18 protein-coding genes are annotated in these 17846 nt (G+C 60.0%); 8 read left to right on the top strand and 10 right to left on the bottom strand.

The genetic code is table 11. The features are described 5' to 3' along the window. Nucleotides 1-10 precede the first annotated feature (10 nt). The 6 genes from ugpC (at nucleotide 11) to ligD (ending at nucleotide 6290) form a co-directional block, all read left to right on the top strand. The gene (gene ugpC, locus X733_RS144945) at nucleotides 11-1105 is read left to right on the top strand and encodes a sn-glycerol-3-phosphate ABC transporter ATP-binding protein UgpC (RefSeq protein WP_023682273.1); all 1095 of its coding nucleotides are present in this window, start codon (nucleotides 11-13) and stop codon (nucleotides 1103-1105) included. Then, nucleotides 1102-3075, top strand: coding sequence for a hypothetical protein (locus X733_RS144940; protein WP_023682272.1), 1974 nt, complete (start codon nucleotides 1102-1104; stop codon nucleotides 3073-3075). The genes ugpC and X733_RS144940 overlap by 4 nt, the downstream gene beginning before the upstream one ends. 199 nt (nucleotides 3076-3274) lie before the next feature. Further along, nucleotides 3275-3478: a hypothetical protein gene (locus tag X733_RS1000000169705; RefSeq protein ID WP_155924245.1), complete on the top strand. Its 204-nt coding sequence runs from the start codon at nucleotides 3275-3277 to the stop codon at nucleotides 3476-3478. Nucleotides 3479-3514: 36 nt separating this feature from the next. Continuing rightward, nucleotides 3515-4009, top strand: coding sequence for a YidB family protein (locus X733_RS144935; RefSeq protein ID WP_023682271.1), 495 nt, complete (start codon nucleotides 3515-3517; stop codon nucleotides 4007-4009). A 55-nt stretch (nucleotides 4010-4064) separates the two neighbouring features. Then, a complete protein-coding gene (locus X733_RS0135250; protein WP_032911339.1) occupies nucleotides 4065-4424 on the top strand; it encodes a DUF4112 domain-containing protein in 360 nt (119 codons plus the stop codon). 96 nt (nucleotides 4425-4520) lie between these two features. Beyond that, on the top strand, nucleotides 4521-6290 hold the full coding sequence (gene ligD, locus X733_RS144930; RefSeq protein ID WP_023715430.1) for a DNA ligase D: 1770 nt from the start codon (nucleotides 4521-4523) through the stop codon (nucleotides 6288-6290). A 13-nt stretch (nucleotides 6291-6303) separates the two neighbouring features. Here ligD and X733_RS1000000168425 read toward each other — a convergent pair whose 3' ends face one another. The 5 genes from X733_RS1000000168425 to X733_RS1000000170930 form a co-directional block, all read right to left on the bottom strand. After that, nucleotides 6304-6495, bottom strand: coding sequence for a DUF3606 domain-containing protein (locus tag X733_RS1000000168425; RefSeq protein ID WP_023715431.1), 192 nt, complete (start codon nucleotides 6493-6495; stop codon nucleotides 6304-6306). A 581-nt stretch (nucleotides 6496-7076) separates the two neighbouring features. Continuing rightward, entirely contained in the window at nucleotides 7077-8117 is a 1041-nt protein-coding gene (locus tag X733_RS144920) for a sensor histidine kinase (RefSeq protein WP_023819376.1), read from the bottom strand. Beyond that, the gene (locus X733_RS144915) at nucleotides 8114-9601 is read right to left on the bottom strand and encodes an ATPase domain-containing protein (RefSeq protein WP_023819377.1); all 1488 of its coding nucleotides are present in this window, start codon (nucleotides 9599-9601) and stop codon (nucleotides 8114-8116) included. Before X733_RS144915 ends, X733_RS144920 begins: the two co-directional genes overlap by 4 nt. Before the next feature lie 173 nt (nucleotides 9602-9774). Next, on the bottom strand, nucleotides 9775-9978 hold the full coding sequence (locus X733_RS144910; protein ID WP_023819378.1) for a CsbD family protein: 204 nt from the start codon (nucleotides 9976-9978) through the stop codon (nucleotides 9775-9777). Nucleotides 9979-10251: 273 nt separating this feature from the next. After that, nucleotides 10252-11013, bottom strand: coding sequence for a CGNR zinc finger domain-containing protein (locus X733_RS1000000170930; protein WP_155924246.1), 762 nt, complete (start codon nucleotides 11011-11013; stop codon nucleotides 10252-10254). Between X733_RS1000000170930 and X733_RS144900 the strand changes: the two genes are divergently transcribed. Next, nucleotides 11000-11971, top strand: a complete 972-nt coding sequence (locus X733_RS144900) for an EamA family transporter (RefSeq protein WP_023819380.1) — start codon at nucleotides 11000-11002, stop codon at nucleotides 11969-11971. The genes X733_RS1000000170930 and X733_RS144900 overlap by 14 nt on opposite strands. A 275-nt stretch (nucleotides 11972-12246) precedes the next feature. Here X733_RS144900 and X733_RS144895 read toward each other — a convergent pair whose 3' ends face one another. The 5 genes from X733_RS144895 to X733_RS144880 all read right to left on the bottom strand — a co-directional run bounded on the left by X733_RS144895 (nucleotide 12247) and on the right by X733_RS144880 (nucleotide 15876). Continuing rightward, on the bottom strand, nucleotides 12247-12507 hold the full coding sequence (locus X733_RS144895) for a hypothetical protein (protein ID WP_245260004.1): 261 nt from the start codon (nucleotides 12505-12507) through the stop codon (nucleotides 12247-12249). A 121-nt stretch (nucleotides 12508-12628) separates the two neighbouring features. Further along, nucleotides 12629-12841, bottom strand: coding sequence for a helix-turn-helix domain-containing protein (locus X733_RS1000000168430; protein ID WP_050588486.1), 213 nt, complete (start codon nucleotides 12839-12841; stop codon nucleotides 12629-12631). Nucleotides 12842-13539: 698 nt separating this feature from the next. After that, a complete protein-coding gene (locus X733_RS144885) occupies nucleotides 13540-14694 on the bottom strand; it encodes an adenylate/guanylate cyclase domain-containing protein (RefSeq protein WP_081740707.1) in 1155 nt (384 codons plus the stop codon). After that, the gene (locus X733_RS1000000168435; RefSeq protein ID WP_081740715.1) at nucleotides 14691-14864 is read right to left on the bottom strand and encodes a diguanylate cyclase; all 174 of its coding nucleotides are present in this window, start codon (nucleotides 14862-14864) and stop codon (nucleotides 14691-14693) included. Before X733_RS1000000168435 ends, X733_RS144885 begins: the two co-directional genes overlap by 4 nt. After that, nucleotides 14848-15876 (bottom strand): LacI family DNA-binding transcriptional regulator, encoded by a 1029-nt coding sequence (locus X733_RS144880; RefSeq protein WP_023669472.1) that lies wholly within the window; start codon nucleotides 15874-15876, stop codon nucleotides 14848-14850. The genes X733_RS1000000168435 and X733_RS144880 overlap by 17 nt, the downstream gene beginning before the upstream one ends. 355 nt (nucleotides 15877-16231) lie before the next feature. Here X733_RS144880 and X733_RS144875 point away from each other — a divergent pair, with 355 nt between their 5' ends. Beyond that, nucleotides 16232-17845: an extracellular solute-binding protein gene (locus tag X733_RS144875; RefSeq protein ID WP_023819382.1), complete on the top strand. Its 1614-nt coding sequence runs from the start codon at nucleotides 16232-16234 to the stop codon at nucleotides 17843-17845. The last annotated feature ends 1 nt before the right edge of the window (nucleotide 17846 follow it).

The raw sequence follows: 17846 nt of genomic DNA on the forward strand, positions 1-17846 counted from the left end.
AAGCTCCCGCATGGCCGAAGTCAAAATTACCGGCTTGCACAAGCGCTACGGCGCGTTCCATGCCGTGCGCGGCATTGACCTCCACATACGCGACGGCGAGTTCACCGTCCTGGTTGGACCGTCCGGCTGCGGCAAGTCCACGCTGCTCCGGACCATCGCCGGCCTGGAGGAGATATCGGAAGGCACGATCGAGATCGGCGGCGAGGTGGTCAATGATTTCCGGCCGCGCGATCGCGACGTGGCAATGGTGTTTCAAGATTATGCGCTCTATCCGCATATGAGCGTGGCCAAGAACATTGGCTTCGGCCTCAAGGCTCGCAAGATGCCGAAGCCAGAGGTCGAGGTGCGCGTGGCCGAGGCGGCACGCATGCTTGGCATCACTCCCTTGCTGGGGCGTTTTCCGCGCCAATTATCCGGTGGCCAGCGCCAGCGCGTCGCCATCGGCCGCGCCATAGTCCGCAACCCCCGCATCTTTCTGTTCGACGAGCCGCTGTCCAACCTCGACGCACAGCTTCGCGACGAAATGCGCGGCGAAATCAAACGCCTTCACCAGGACATTGCGACAACGATGATCTACGTCACCCATGACCAGATCGAAGCGATGACGTTGGCTGACCGTATCGTGCTGATGCGCGACGGGTCGATAGAGCAGCAGGGCGCGCCACTCGAGTTGTTCGAGCACCCGGCCTCAACGTTCGTCGCTGGGTTCCTGGGTTCGCCGCGGATGAGCTTCCTGCCAGGCACCCTTGCCTTGGACGCAGGCGCCGCTGCCATCCGGCTCGCAGATGCACTGCTACCCTTAGCGCCCGGCAGGGGGCTGAAGGGCGTCGCGGACGGACAGCAGGTGCTGCTCGGGTTAAGGCCAGAACACCTCACTCGTGCGCACACTGCAACGCCGGAGCAGGGCACGTTTCGCTATGAGGCAACGATCGACCTGCTGCAGCCGACCGGCTCGCGCAGTTACGCGACATTCCGACTGGCCGGCGCGCCGGTGATGGCTGAGCTGCAGGCGCACGATGTCAGCCGTCCGGGCGAGAAGCTTGCGATCGACATCAACATGAACCGGGCCTCGATCTTCGACGCCACGACGGAGCGGGCAATTTGACCTCGACAGCTTCCCTGGCAGTCCGCTTGTGTGGCACCGAACAGCTCGAGGCACCGCTGCGCACGCTGCGCGCCGGATCCTTGTCGGTCGCGTTCGACAATGGCGCCTTGCGTTACATCCGCATCGGGACGATCGAGGTCTTGCGCGGAATCTCGTTTCTTGTACGGGACGAAAACTGGGGAACATGTACCCCCGTTCTCGATGATCTGCGGATCGACGAGAGGCCGGATGCGTTCGCCATTGAATACCGTGCAACATGTGCCGCAACATCCGGCCGCCTGGTTTACCGGGCGCGCGTCTCAGGCCGTGGCGATGGTGCGCTGTCGTTTGTGGCGGAGGCAGAGCCCGAGACTGACGTTTTGACGAATCGGACCGGCTTCGTCGTCCTTCATCCGATCGAGGGCTTAGCCGGCAAGCCGATAAAGGTGCTGCATGAGGATGGTCACGACGAGCTATCGTTCTTTCCGGACCACATCGATCCAAAATGTCCGTTCACCGACATCCGGGCGTTGTCGCACGAGATCGCGCCTGGGATCTGGGCGACATGCGCCATGGAGGGTGATGCCTATGAGATGGAGGACCAACGCAATTGGTCTGACGCCTCGTATAAAACATATGTCCGCCCTCTGCGTCGCCCGTGGCCTTACAGACTGCCCAAGGGCCAGAAATTCACGCAGGCCGTCCGGCTTCACGTATCAGGAACGCTCCCTACCGGGACGTCTGAAAATCGCAATCCACTCATCAACCTGACCATCGGCGGACCGGTCGGCCGAGTGCCCCGCACTGGCGTCGGCGTCGCCGCCGACGAGGCAAAGCACGCGCTCGAAACCCCCGAGCTCCTACGACGAATGGCTCCCCAGTGGATGGTCTGCCAGGTCGATCTCCGGATCGCACACGGCCAGGACGAACTAGAAAGCTACGCCGCGCTCGCACGGCTGACCGGCGCTGGAGTGGTCCTCGAGATTATCACCAAGGGCACGCGCGATCCATTCGGCGAATTGGCGCCGGTCGCGGATGCTGTCCACTCACTCGGCCTCAAACTAGAAGCTGTCTCCGTCTTTCCGGCGCAGGACATGACATCCGTACAGCCGGGAGCACCGTGGCCGACTATGCCCAGCTTCCACGAAAGCTACTCCGCCGCTCGCCGGGCTTTCCCGGGCATCGCGCTGGGCGGCGGCATGGCCGCTTACTTCACCGAACTCAACCGCAAGCGTCCGCCAGCCGAAGCGCTCGACTACGTGACCTTCACCACCTGTCCAAGCGTGCACGCCGTAGATGATGTCTCGGTGATGGAGACACTTCAGGCAATCCCCCATCTAATCCGTTCCGCGCATGCTTTCATGGGGGAACGCTTGCCACTGCGTATCGGTCCCATCCAGCTCGGCTGCCGTGAGAACCCATACGGAAAATCCACTGCGCCGAATGAAGCGAACGCTCGCGTCTGTCTATCGCGCATTGATCCTCGTCAGCGCGGGCTGTTCAATGCGGCTTGGACTGTCGGATATTTCGCGGCCTGCGCTCGCGAAGGAATCGAGGCCGTCGCGTTCGGTGACTTCGCCGGCCCCTTTGGCCAAATCCATAGGAAGGCTGATTTCGTGCAGCCATGGTATGATCAGCAGGATGGCCCAACGGTCTATCCCGCTTTCCATGTCTTGGCTGGTCTCTCAAAGCTCGGCGGAGCCACCTTGCTGTCGGTAGGAACTGCCGGCGCTGACGGCGTCGCCACGATCGCGGCTGAAAAAGATCGCCGCGTGACCCTGTGGGTCGCTAACCTTACCGCCAAGACGCAATCTGTGCGGCTTTCGGATTCGCCGAGCAGCGCCCGCATTGCTCTTCTCGGCGCCGAGCAGTTCGAGCGGGCGGCAACCGATCCCGACTTCATGGAAAGTTCCGCAAGACCGCTGGATGATCAAAGCATCTCGCTTGGCGCCTACGCCGTCGCGCGAGTCGACCTCGATCGATCGTCTTAGGCCTAGTGATGTTCGCTGTTTGGCCAAACCCCCGTCAAAGATGAGGGTGGTAGTTCCATACTCTAAGGCAGCGCGTGGAATCCATCTCGCTTATACGTTGTACTATCGCGACGGCGACCAGGCTCGCTAGGTTCCGCCTGCCGAGACGCCAAGTTTTGAGGACGCTCGCGCCGAAGCGATCCGTTGCGGAATCGGCCTGTTGGCTGATCTGGGCGATGACGATATGACCGGATGGTTAGTGCGCATGCGCGATCAGGCAGGCAACGAGCTTTGCACGATCAACGTCTGCGAGGCCGAAGCCGCACCGCAAACGGAAACAAGCCGGTTAGGCAGCACCGCTCATGTCTGTGTCGATACGCCAGCCCTTATTCAATTAGATCGTCGCCAGTCGGAACTTTTGTGATGTTGAGCCCTTGTCCATTGAACAGTGGAGGTACCAATGGCTAACCTGGGAAAATTGGCGATCGCGATGCTCGGCGTCTTGGCATACCAAAATCGCGACAAGATCGGCGACATGATCCGTGGAGCGGGTGATCGCAACCCAAATGATCCGCAAGGCGGGATTCTGGATCAGCTTTCAAAAGGCGTTTCGGGGACCGCGCTTGGCGATATTCTCGACCGGTTCAGAGGGGCAGGCGCCGGATCGAAGGTCGATTCGTGGGTAGGCACCGGGCCGAACGAGCCGATCCAGCCAAGCGAGGTGGAAGCAGCCATAGACGAAGACACCCTGACTTCCCTCTCGATGCAGACCGGCCTTTCGCGCGAGGAGCTCATAAGCCGGATCACGCGAGATTTGCCTGAGGCCGTCAGCAAAATGACGCCTACTGGTGAATTGCCCGTTGAGGCGCCGAAAAGCTCCGGTGAGACGACCTTGCTCGACGACGTGCCATCGCACAGGACGCAAGCGAATTCAGGCGGTCAAAGCGATATCTAAGGTGACGGCTATCCATCAGGGAGAGATACTAAATCGTACTGGCGCGCGAGTTGGCATGATCGGGCAGGGCGGTCACGGTGGTGATACAGCAAACGTACTTGCCGAGTTGGATCTATTGGCCGCGCTACTCGATTCCCGCTGGCGCATTCCAGGCACATCAATTCGTTTTGGACTGGATGCGCTCGTAGGTCTGGTCCCCGTACTCGGAGATGCGGCGACGGGCATTGTCTCGGCCTACATCGTCTTGCGAGCTCGAAACGTCGGTGCCGGAAATGGGTTGGTCGCCCGCATGCTAGGCAACGTGCTGCTGGATACGCTCGTAGGAAGTGTCCCAATTCTCGGCTCGATCTTCGACGTCTATTTTAAGGCGAACAATCGCAACATCACTCTGCTGCGCCGCCACATCAACAAGTGAGGCGGATAACCAATCGTCGCGATGCAATTCTTCTAAAAGGCTCGGAACCGACAGGGGCGCTGGGGCTTGAGTCGCGATTCCTGGAGTCGCGAGCATATGACCAGTGCCATTGACCGGCTTTCGTTCATCGAGTTCCAATCGCCCACACTGGTCGAGAAAGCTCCCGAAGGCGGAGATTGGCTTCACGAGATCAAATATGACGGCTACAGGACGCAGCTGGTCGTTGAAGGCGGAAAGGCGCGAGCATTCACGCGTCGCGGCTACGATTGGTCCCACCGTTACAAGAGGATTGTTCAGGCCGCGGCAAGCTTGCCGGTCAAATCCGCTATCATCGATGGTGAAGCTGTCGTCCTGGGCGACACCGGCCTGCCGGACTATCAAGCCCTGGAACGTGAGCTGGGCAACCCAAGTTCGCTGCGGATGACTCTCTACGCCTTCGACCTCCTGTACCTCGATGGCCGTGATCTACGGGAACAACCGTTAGTGAAGCGCAAGGCTGCGCTGAAGAAGCTGCTGACCGAAACCGAGCCAACCCTGACTTATGCCGAGCATCTGGAGGTGAACGGCAAGGATATGTTCGACCATGCCTGCCGGATGGGCATAGAGGGAATCGTATCGAAGCGAGCGGATGCTCACTACCGCTCGGGCGTCCAGACCAGTTGGGTCAAGGTCAAATGTGTCAAGAGCGACACTTTTCCAATCGTGGCTTTCGTCGAGAAACTTGGCGCGCAGCCGCGCCGCATCGCATCGTTGTACATCGGCAGGCGAGAGGGCGACCGGCTGCTTTATGCCGGGAAGGCCCAGACCGGCTATACGCTGGACGCAGCCCGGCGCGTTAGGGAGCGGCTTAATCCGCTTGTTGTCGCCAAGTCACCGCTGTCGGAGCCGATCAAGAAGCCCAAGGCGACATGGGTCAAACCAGACGTTCTTGCCGAGGTACAATTCAGTGGCGTGTCTGACCGCGGCATCTTGCGGGAGGCGGTCTTCAAGGGACTACGCGAGGATCTTAAGGCAATCCCGCCCAAGCCTCCATCGCCCTCCAAGCGGAGGTCGGAAGGACAACACGGCGTCCCGCGCGAGAACATTCTCCAGCTGCTACCCGATGCGGTTGCACCTTCCAAGGAAGAGCTGGCAGACTATTGGCGGCGGGTCGCTGATCAAGTTCTAGTTCATCTCGTTCGGCGACCGCTGAAGCTGGTCCGCCACGCCTCTGGCGCAACCTTCTATCACAAGGGACCGCTACCTCGGATACCGGCGTCCGTGCACCAGCTCCGCGTTCAAAAGCGCGAAGGCGGCGAAGGCATTCGGGTATGGATAGATGACATGGATGGTCTGCTTGGCTTGGTCGAGATGGATGCCGTTGAGCTTCATCCTTGGAACGCGACGATTGAAGACATCGAACATGCGGACCGGCTCGTCCTCGACCTCGATCCCGGAGAAGGCGTGCCATGGGACGCTGTGATCGAGGCCACGCTGGCGCTACGGGGCATCTTGGAAGCGGCAGGCTTGGAGAGCTGGCCAAAGGTCACTGGCGGCAAAGGCATCCACTTGATGGCCCCGCTCGTTGCGACGATGAACCATGACAGCGCCCGGAAACTGGCCAAGTCGCTCGCCCACCGTCTGGTTGATACCGATCCTGACCGATACCTGTTGTCAGCTGACCCCGCAGCCCGAGGAGGCCGGATCTTTCTCGACTATCTCCGCAACGGACGGGGCAATACCGCAATAGGCGCTTTTTCCCCGCGAGCGCGGCCCGGCTTCCCAATTGCCCACCCGGTCACATGGAAGCAAGTCGAGGCGGGCATCCGGCCAGACGTTTTCACGCTCGCGCAGCCTTTCAGACCCGCTCGTCGAAAAGCCGCGTGATGCGTCGCGACCATCAGCCGATATCAGCCCGTTTTCTTGCCTCGCGTTCGAGCCTCTTCCGGTCGTTGCCGTGTTCTCTGATTAGCTCGCGGACCTGTTCTGGCGTGATACGATGCTGTTTGGCGAAATAGCGAACCTCATAATCTTCATCGACTGATACACGATTGCGATCTCGAAAATCACGCTTGCTCTTATCGTCTGCCATTATCTTTCCTCCTGATCAGAGAAACAACGACCGACGTTGTATGTTCCCGGCGCCTCACTTCGGCCGCCAGATGCGCGGGCTGTCTGACCGTACTGGGGCCGCAGGCATTGCGAAGGTGATCTGGCGAAAGTTGGTTGGCCAAAGGCGAGGGTGATTTCGTTTGCTGTTCGGGATAGCTGACCGTCGATCGAGCCTGCCTGCGGGCCTCTTGTTTTTTTACGACGCCAGTCGGAACCCCGACGGGTCGCAGATGGTTCAGATGCGCATCCGGGCTATCAACGAGGATCGTGAGCAAAATGGCGGGGGGTGACCACGAAGGCGACAAAGCTGCGCTCCGGGAAAGCCCAAAGTTTCGTCTAGGACGCATGACCCGGGTCACAGTGCCGCGGCACGTGTTCGACTTCATCACCAAGGTCGGCCGCATAGACCACGCCGGAGCTCTCGCAATGTTGCAGAGGCATATGGGAGATCGAGAGGCGGTCTTTTCGGAACTGATGGCTCGGCCAGAGCGCTAGACCAGCCTGCCGAGTGACGCTCAGTTAATGCCGATCGCGGCGCCCAGCCTGCCTCTCCGTTGCCGCTCAGTAGGCCGGCACAAGGCGCGTGTTTCGCAACGGCAAGGCCATGGTGAACTGCAAGCCGTCACGATGGTAGTTCAATTCGATCTTGGCGTTGCATTGCACGGTCACGACTTTTTCCAGAAGTGTCGTGCCAAACCCCCGGCGACTGGGCTGCTCGACTTTCGGCCCATCTCGTTCCCGCCAGTCAAGATTGACGATCTGTGTGTCGCCGGACCCGCCTAACGACCAGCGGACATCAAGGCGGCCTCCCGTTTGCGAAAGCGCGCCAAACTTCGACGAATTGGAGGCCAGTTCGTGGAAAGCCATCCCAACGGGGATCGCAATGTCGGCGACTAGCGCTACGTTCGGGCCTTCCAGAACGATACGCGGCCTGTCGCGCGTCTCATAGTGGTCAAGCTCGCTTTCAAGCAGCTTGTGCAGGGAGGCAGTCTGCCAATAATCGTCGGTAAGCATCGAATGGGTCTCGGCCAGGGAAACGAGCCTGGCTGAAAAATCGCGTACGAAATCATCGACGTTGCCGCTCGACTTGGCCGTCGCGCCCATCATGGCGCGAACGTTGGCCAGCGTGTTCTTGACGCGGTGATGCAGCTCGCGGATGAGCAATTTCTGCCGATCGGCGACCTCCCGCTTCTGTTCGATGTAGGACTGGACCTCACGCTGGCGGGCGCGGGCACGCAAGGCGGAGCGCACCGAGTTGGCGAGGCTCGAAGCCAGAAATGGCCGTTCAAGCACGATCAGATAGCGGTCCAGAAATGCCATCCGCGTGTCGACTTCGTTCCCCCGCATCGTCAGAAGCACGATCGGAAAATCCGACCATGCGGGTTGGGCTTCAAGCCAGGCCGCAAACTGCGTTCGATCGGAACTGAGCAGGGCCTCCTCGGCCACGACAAGGCACTGAGCCTCGTCGAGAAGCGGCACTGCCTCTTCCAAGCTGCCGCACACACGCGAGGCAATCTGGTTTGTAGCCAGGATGGAGGCCGCGATCCTCGCGTCACGGCCAAGCGGCGCCAGCACGAGAACGGCGGGGCTGGACGACATCACAGCGCCTTATCCCTCAGAAGGTCTGTCGGCTTGCCTTCAAATTCCGGAGATCCCATCAGGATGCCGCGGAATTGTTCCGGTGGCTCACCTACGGCCACGCCGTTACCGCCGATTTTAAACTCACGAATCGTCTCTTCGTGGGGGCCGACACGTTTCTTGACAACCGAAATCGCGCGTCTCAACTGACCTGCGTTCTCGAAGAAGCGCAGAAGCATGATGGAATCGCAGAGATAGGTCATGTCGACCGGCGCTGCCGTTTGCCCAAACAGCCCGTGATTGGCCAACAGCAGGATGGTCGCCACTGCCTTCTGATTGAGATAGGTGAGGATCTCGTGCATCTGAAGCACCAGATGCTGTTCTTCGGACATGGCATTGAGATAGCCGGTTAGGCTGTCGATCACGACGATCCGCACATTGGATTCTTCGACGGCCGCTTGGATGCGCGAAGATAATTCGCCTGGTGAAAGCTCAGCCGGATTGACAGATTCAAGCATCAGCGTGCCGTCCTCGACAAACGGCTCCAGGTGCATGCCGAGCCCGGCGGCGCGCGCCAAGAAGATGCGCTTTGTCTCGTCAAACAACAGCACCAGCACACGCTCGCCACGCTCGAGTGCGGCATAGCAATAGGTGCAGGCAATGGTAGACTTGCCAACGCCAGACGGCCCCATCAGCATCGTGCTGGTACCACGGGCCAGCCCGCCGCCAAGCAGGGTGTCGATCCGGTTGTTGCTCATGGCCGGCGTATCATGCTCGGCCACCTCATGCTCGGCTGCAACGAGCCGCGGATAGGCGATAACGCCGCCTGGGCGAATTACGAAATCGTGAAAGCCGCCCCGGATCTGCACGCCGCGCATTTTGATCACGCGTAGCCGCCGGCGCTCTCCACCATAGACGGGCGACAGCTGCTCCATCCGTATGACGCCGTGACTGATCGAATGCAAATTGAGGTCATCCTGCTCAGCCGTCAGGTCGTCGAGCATAAGCACCGTCACATTGTTGAGCATGAAGAAGCTCTTCAATGCCAACACCTGGCGCCGATACCGCAATGACCCTTGCGATAAAAGTCGAATTTCAGAGAGCGAATCGAACACCACGCGATCGGGTCTGACACGTCCGATCTCGGCCATGGCAGACTGTACGGTTTCGCCGAGTTCCAATTCCGAGGAATGGATCAATGTCTGTAGCTGCGCCGGATCGAAACTGAGCTCCGGCGGCACAAGTTCAAGAATTTGCACCCCCTTCAGGTCCCAGCCGTGACGGCCAGCAACCGAGAGCAGTTCGCGCTTGCTTTCTGACAAAGTGATGTAAAGGCATGTCTCGCCTTTTTTGGCGCCCTCGATCAAAAACTGGAGGCCAAGAGTGGTTTTTCCAGAACCTGGTTTCCCTTCGATGAGATGGGAGCGGTTCCTGGCGTAGCCGCCACGAAGAATGTAGTCGAGCCCGCTAACTCCAGTTGCGATCGCTGAGGCGTCGTCTCTGTCCAACTAATCCCCCAATGTAATTTCGAGAACCAGATAACGACGGGCACCTTTGGCGGTTCCACGTCTCTCGGTGAGCGCTCTTGTCGTGAGACTCACGAAAAGGTGACAGGAAACGCGGCAAAAAAGGGCGCCGTACTCTCGGACTCCTTTTTCAAGTTCAGTTTGGAACCGGCGACCTACCAGCCTTGCCGGCCATACCAGTCATCGATGTCGCGCTGAGCGCGGTCCTTCTCAATGCCGTAGCGCTCCTGAATCTTGCCTTCCAACTGATCGCGGTTACCGGCAATACGGTCCAGATCATCGTCTGTGAGTTTGCCCCACTGTTCCTTGACCTTGCCCTTTACCTGCTTCCAATTGCCTTCGATACGGTTCCAGTCCATGGCACCTATCCTTGTTTGTTTCGGACTGAGAAAAACGCCGTCAGGCTAGCGGAGTTCCCGTCAAGTTTGAGCAGATCGACCGATCGAAGCGTGGCGAGGTAGGCGGCCCCGAAGCAACCCGCTCTGGAACGCGATGATGGCTTGCCGCGCCGGCCGTGTTCTCCACCGTCTTGGCCACAGTCGCTCGCGAGACCAGCTTCGTTGGACAAACACCGACAGGGATAGCGTGAAGCCAACTATGCTGCGTTCCTCATCCAAGCCTGGCGTCAGATACTAATTCTTTCTGTTGGGAGCCATGTTCCCTGCGGCTTTTGCCCTGAAGCGCCTTACCCGGCTGCGTGTGCCGCAGCTCTCATCCGAGCACCACCGCCTGCGGCCGCCACGCGAGGTGTCGATGAAAAGCCAACCGCAGTTCGGCCCGGTGCACTCGCGCACGCGGCGGCGGTCATTCCTGGACACCAAAAACTCGGCTGTCTCAAAGGCCACGCGGTGGCCGATCGTGTTCAGACTGGCTGCGTCGGTCCACTGCCAAGCGAGGCGGTCGCCGGACGGGAAAAGCGAGCGCTTCGGCAGGGCTAGGGCGACTGCATCGCGCACGATTTGCAAGGCATCGTCCGGCACCCGGGCGCCTGCCGCCTCGGCCTGGAGAGCCGCGTGAACGGCCTCGCGCAAAATCTTGGCCTTTTCCAATGCCGCCTCCGCAAGGAGCGGGCGGGCGGAAGCCTCCACGAGCAGTGCTCGCGCCTCATCGACGTCGATCAAATCGGCACGTCCAGCCCAGACGACCAGGTCGGCATAGGTCTGCAAGAGGTCTGGCCCCCATACATCGCGTCGCGCGTCGACCGTGTTGACGAAGTCCAGGCAGGCGTGACCGCCAACCATGCGCATGTCGACGATAGTCTTCGCAAAATCCATCCCGGAAACATCGGTTGGCGGAACCGTATTGGCAAGAGGCCGTTGTAACGAAATAAATGTCTTTTGGCCGTTACAAACCAACAACGCCCAGCGAAGGCTGCTTCCGATGAACCGCAACACAGCGACATTTCTGGTTTTGTGTGTGATCTGGGGCACCACGTGGATCGGTATCAAGGCAGGGATCGCCACCGTGCCGCCTCTGATGTTCGCAGGCACGCGTTTTACAGTAGCCGGCTTGCTGATCCTCAGTGCGACGCGCCTAAGGGGCGCTGCTCTACCAAGGGTGGCGAAAAGGAGTTGGCCGCGCCTTTTCGTTGTTACGTTGTTCATGATTCCGCTTTGCTATGGCCCACTCTTTTGGGGCATGCTCTACATCGATACGGGCACCGCGGCTGTTCTTGAGCTTTCGCTGACCCCCGTCACGCTGCTTGGGTTTGCGTTGCTTCTGGGGGACGAACGCTATGACGGCCGCAGGCTTTTTGCCATTTTGCTCGGTGCGGCCGGTCTGTGCATCCTGTTCGGGCCCGAGGCCTATGCTAGTTGGACACACGCAGACCAGCAGGGCAGGGGGCTCCGGCTGCTGGCGATGACAGCGGTGGCGTCGGCAGCTGTAATCTATGCATGGGGTTCGGTGCTCGCGCGGCCGCTTCTTGAGGTATATTCATCGGACTTCATCGCCGGCTTCACCACCCTTTTGGGGGGCGCATTCCTAATTCTCATCTCACTCGTTGTGGAGCCAGGCGCGGCCGCGGCTCTAAAAGGCGATTGGGGCTGGCCGGCCTGGGTCGGGTGGCTGTTCCTCGTGCTGTTCGGTTCGTTCATAGGCTACACTCTATTTATCCGGCTCCTGCACGAAATCGGCGCCTCGCGCGCCGGAGCATTTGCCTTCGTCTCACCCGTCATTGCCGTCGTGCTTGGCATCATCACCTACGGCGAGGAGGTTAGCCTGATCGACATCATGGGCATGGCTATCATGCTCTTCGCAGCGTTTCTTGCGCTACGCGAGCGCAAACAGGAAACATCATCCGCTTCCCCGCCGTTGATTCCACGCTCCGCGCGGGCTGATGGCAGAACATGAAAGACGGCGCGCGCATCCAGCCGCCAATCAGCCTTGAGATGGAAAAGCACAAGGTTCTCGTCTATGCGAAAAGAGGGCTCTCCCGGCAGCGTATCCCGCCTACCACCGGCGGCGAGGAAAGCTCCAGCTCATATGACAACACTAGTCGGCGAGGGATTTGCCGAGTTGCTGTAAAGATTGCAGGCGGGATTTGATGGAAAAATCGCGAGGCTGCAATCAGCGACCTATTCGTTCCGATCGCGATGCAGGCTATCCGCCAACGCGTCGACAAAGTGTCAGCCGCATCGCTTCAGTTCCGCCACCTGAACGCCGAGACGGAATGCCTGACCATCGGCATAAGAACGTGCATAGCTTTCTGCTTCGAACGGAAACGTCAGGGTGCTGCCGTAGGCGGTGATGCGGACCGTCCACTTCTTGTCGCGAACGAGTTCGACTGAATTGTCGGGCGACGTCATGATTTCCTCCGGCACCAGCAAGGCGAAGGCACGGATAACGTCGCAAAGGTCGTTTGAATGCAAACAATCCGACACGCTCATGTCGCTTGTTCTATACGCCCAGACTTTCTCTCGATTAGAGCAGCGCCACGGCTGCAATGTCGGTGGCGTTAAGTCCCCTAGCTGCCAAGACCTTTCCCATCGCGTTGGTCCCCTTGCGGCGTCACGCAGCGACCTTTCTGAACCCAATCGCCGAGATCGTCAGCCCGCAGTGTCTTCGAGAATAGCCGGCAAGCCGGTCGGCGCGAATGGCAACTCTGCGCGACGACTGCTTCAACAACTTTCGCGACTGGCTCATGTGAACGTCGACCACCTGGGCGCTCACACTGGCTTTCTGCGACCAGCCAGCTGCGATGAATTCATCACGGCTGATCACCTTTCAGGATTCTCGAGCATGTGGCGCACCAACTTGAACTCGATCGGCCCAAGAGGAATCTCCCCCCGGGTGCTGCAAACACGGTCGTATCGAGCTCCATCTCGACGTCGCGATATGTCAGTGGTCTGCGCTTCTGCGCCAATTTCGTGACGGTAGCCCAATCGCGAGCCTTCGCAGGTGGTCGAGGAGCTATTGCGGCGCAAGTGGTCTGATGAAGCGTTCATCGACCCCGGGCTGCAACAGCCGGTGCTGACCTTCCAGCGCCTGGGGATATCAAGGCGACACAGGGCAGGGAATTGGTCCGGGCATCCCGCTTCAGCCGGCCGCTCCCGTCGCCAGCTCATTGTCTGACGACAGTCCAGCACAATTCCCACGCACCGGCCTTTTCGCGGCAAGACCTAGCGCGTCATCGATCGAGCGGGCCAGCTTGCTGCCGAAACCATCCACCTGCAGAATGTGGCCTCGGAGCAGGTAGAACTCCGCATCCCGCGAGGGAGATGCACCGGCCGCGGCTCCGTCGAACTCAGCGAGGGAAACGGAAGTCAGCTCTTCGCAGTTCAACTTCGAGAGCAGACGTTCCTGGATTGGCCTTGGCACATTTGTGAACGGTCGATTCCAATGGCTGTCAAAGAGTACGGCGCGACATTGAGGCGCCAGCGAACCAGCTCGAAACCGGTCGAGCTAGTATCCGGGCCGGGTCAATCCGAGACAATTTCGTAGTGAAGAAGCTGGGCTTCGTCGAGGGCCGACTTCACTCCAGGCGAGATGACGCCGGAGCCGAAGACAATAATATCTTCACGGCGTACGAATACTTCGTGGCCGAGTCCCATGGACACAAATGTGCCCGAAGAGCTTCGTTCGAGAAGCCGAGCTCTGCCATTCAATATGGTGAAGGCGGCGTGGCGCCTCGATACCCAGGGCCGCTCGACGATGATATCGCATTCCGCCGATCTGCCGATTGTCACGGATTCGCCGTTTCGACAGGATCGCAGCTGATCTCTGTAGCGGATGACCAGATGAATCTGCCGCGGCAGGACCGAGCGTCTATCTGTAGTGGCGCCATGGCTGGTGATCTGCGTACCGGGGGCCCCATCGTCGCTCCACAGCGTATAGACATCGAAGAACTCTTGCTTCCCCTTCAAGGCCATTTTGTCGAGGAGCCGCAGGCCCTTGCGGCTTCTCGGGGAAAGGGCTTCGCAGAAGCTCTGGCTGATCAGCACCTCTCCGGGGTTCGCCGTGGTGGACAACCTTGCGGTGACATTGACAACGTCACCGAATATCGCGCCCCGCGCGCGAATGACCGCCCCGAAATGCAATCCGATACGGGCGCTTAACGGACCTTTAGTCAGTTGGTGGCTGATTTGGCAGACGGCCCTCAGCGCCATTTCCGGGCTCTCGAAGAGGCTGAGTATGTCATCGCCCTTCGAGTAAATGAAATCACCACCGTGCTTGGCGACGATCTCGCGCATCGTGTCCAGGCAATCCGAGACCTGCTGTAGAGCGGCATCGTCTCCGATCCGCTCATAGAGTGGCGTGCTGCCCACGACATCACAGCTAAGAGGACTGCGGCAAGAAGCGTTTCCTGGTCCATCGATCTCGTGTCCGACCCAAAAAGTCAGCGTGCGTGTATAACACACGAGGTTGCCTGCGACATATCTGCTCGTGCGCCTGGGGCCGGGACGATGCCTCAGGTGATCGTCGCGGACGGTCGGGCGTATGCCATTCGTCGGCTTCGTGCCGACATCCAGAACCCTCTTCGCCCCAATCGTTCGCGACTTCGGTGCTATGAGTGGACTTGGTCTTTTTAGGTTCGGAAAGGCTGACCGAGTTGCAACGGGCGACGGCCTTCTCATGCACCATCAACCACGACCCGATCTCGGCCCTCCGACTTCGCACGGAATAGTGCCAGATCGGCGGCTTTGACGAGATCATTCGGGCTCTCGTTCGTATTTGGGACGGTGGCGACGCCAACGCTGTGCTTTGCGATAAGATCACGGATCCATTGATCAGATTTCAGGTATATTCTCTTTGAAGATCACCTGAAGTCGTGGTTGATGCGGTTCATAGTTCAGGTGCCTGACAGAGTGGCTTAAAATGTTGAGCGCTTCCCGCGCCTCGACGCGCGGATTTTGATCTATGACCGCATCGAGCGTCCCATCCAACAAAAGTTCCTTGGTGCCGTCTGTCACCTCGTGGCCGAGAAAGAGAATGTCTTTGGCGCGTCCACGCTCCTTGAGCGCCCGAGCGATGCCGGTGTTGCCGGCGCCGACATTGTAGATCGCGGCAAGATCGGGGTGCCGGTCCAGAAGCGCTGATGCTTCTGAATAAGCCTTCTCTCGGTCATCCAGCATTTCGCGCATCTCGACGATCTTGAGATTGGGCGACTCCTCGGTCAAGATGTGCCGGAATCCCATCTCGCGTTCCTCATGGCCGCGATAGGACAGCGAGCCGGCGAACAGCGCCACCTTGCTTGGGCGTTCCGATCCCATGAAGCGGTTGAGCAGATAGCCGGCCAGCCGCCCCGCGGCGCGGTTGTCGATGCCGATATAGGCCACTCTCGGAACATGCAGGATGTCGGAGGCGATGGTCACCACCTTGACGTCATTGGCCGACAGCGAGCGGATCGCCTCGCGCACCGTTGGATGATCGAGCGCGATCACGCCGACGCCTTGTGTCTGTCCACGCAATTCTTGCAGCAGGCGGGCGAGCCGGTCGGGGTTGAAGCCCTCTATGGTGGCGATGTGGACGTCGAGATCGGGGCGCGCTAGGGCCTGCGCCTCGATGTGTCGATGCAGCATCTTGATGAAGGAATTGGTGCCGGCCGGCAGAGCGAAGTCGAGACGGATGACCTCTCCAGGTGAGGGCCTGGGCGGCGCTCCGTTCGGGCCCTCCGCGATGTAGCCGAGGCGCTGCGCCATTTCGAGCACTATCTCACGCGTGCGCGCCCGCACACCGGGCCTGTTGTTCAGCACGCGGTCGACGGTGGCGGCGGAAACGCCGGCTTCCCGGGCTATGTCAGTCAAGGTGGAACGCACCGTCTTCATCTCCTCAATGTATAAGATCGCACAATGCCGCTAGCCCGTCCGACGGCCACAGCTGCCAGCCATCAGCGATTCTGATGGGAAATGATGTATCCAGCCTAAGCCGATGCGCAAGGAAGTTGGGCTAAATCGCGTCGCCCGGCGTGATAGTCGCGTGCCAGAAAGGCAGATTTCCCATCAAATCGAGGCATTGAGCCGGTGTGTCGACCTTTGCATGACGTATTTTCTCCGCAGTTGCGGTGTTACGATGTATTTTGAGTATTTATGATGTTGACAGCCTTCCGGTGCTGCCGTCAATATCCCTCAATGGGCTCGTGGAGGAAACATCGGGCCTGAGGGAGGAATTCCAATGTCTGATTTGATCCGCATATCGCGACGCGGCTTGTTGGCGTCCGGAGGAAAGGCGGCGGCGTTCGTGGCTGCGGCCGGTATCGCACCGCAATTCATCCGTCCCGGCCGTGCCGTTGCGGCCGACGCGCTGGCGCCAGGCATGGTAGGCGGCCCCACCGGTTTCGAGGGCGCCGAGCGCTATCAATATGGCGCCGACACGCCGGAAGGCCGTGCCGTTGAGGCGGCCAAGGCCTTGAAGGGAGCAGGCAAGGCGCCGGCCAAGATCGTGCTTGGCCTGTCGGATGGCTCGATTGGTCAACTCACACAGCCTTTCCCGGCGGGTGCGCCGTCGATCAAGGAGCTGTGGGAAAAGGAAACCGGCATCCAGATCGAGATCGTCGGCCTGCCGAACGGCCAGGAATTCACGAAGACGATGCAGGACATCTCCACCAAGGGTGGGGCCTATGACATCTACTCGACGGAATGGAACCGCCTCGGCGACCTTGCCGAGACCGGCGGCATCGCCAAGCTCGACGACTTCGTCGCCCAGTACAAGCCCGAATGGGACGATCCCAAGACCGGCTATGTCGACGGCGCCAAGGGCGTGTCGCTGCTCAACAAATATCGCGGGTCCAACTATGGCGTGTCGCTGGACGGCGACTTCCAGACCTGGGTCTACCGCACCGACCTGTTCGGCGACGCCGCCGAGCAGAAGGCGTTCAAGGACAAATTCGGCTACGATCTGGCGCCGCCGAAGACCTGGAAGCAGCACAGTGACATCGCGGGCTTCTTCCAGCGCCCCGACAAGGGCCTGTTCGGCTCCACCGACCTGCGCAACCAGGGCTGGGGCTACACCAACTGGTATCAGCGCTATGTCTCGATGGCATCGCCCAACCAGTTCCTGTTCGGCGACGACGGCAAGCCGCTGATCAATTCCGAGCACGGCATTGCCGCCACCAACGAATATGTCGGCTCGCTCGTTCATCACTCGCCGGACGCGATCTCCTGGGGCTGGCCGGAGCAGTATGGAAATTTCGCCAAGGGCGGCGCGGCGATGACCTGCGCCTTCTCGAACCTGCCGAAATTCCTCGACAATGCCGGCAACAAGGATTCAGCCGTCACCGGCAAGATCGGCTCGATGCTGCCGCCCGGCCGCGAAGTCGGCGGCAAGCTGATCAGCCGTTCCGTGCTGTGGTTCTCGCTGACCGGCATGGTCTCGTCTCAGTCGAAAAACCAGGAGGTCGCCTACCTTTTGCTGCAGTGGCTGGGCTCCGCCCGCATATATGCCTGGATGAGCGCCAATCCGGGCGGCTATCTCGATCCGTTTCGGCTCTCGGATTTCTCCGATCCGCTGGTGCGCCAGACCTACCACGCCTACCACATCGACGTGGTGCGCGAGACCGTCGCCCGCACGGTGCCGACGATCAACTATCCCGGCGCCACCGCCTTCCACAACGCATTGGACGAAAACCTGATGGCGTCGCTGACCAAGGCCAAGACGGCGGAACAGGCGATGGCCGACACGGAAGCGGAGTGGAAGAAGATCGCCCGCCGCATCGGCGAGGACAAATTGCTTGAAGCCATAAGGACCAACAAGGAGGCCTGGCCGACTGTTCTCGATCCAATAAGCTGAT

The sequence above is a fragment of the Mesorhizobium sp. L2C066B000 genome, assembly GCF_000502335.1.
Classification (GTDB): Bacteria; Pseudomonadota; Alphaproteobacteria; order Rhizobiales; family Rhizobiaceae; genus Mesorhizobium.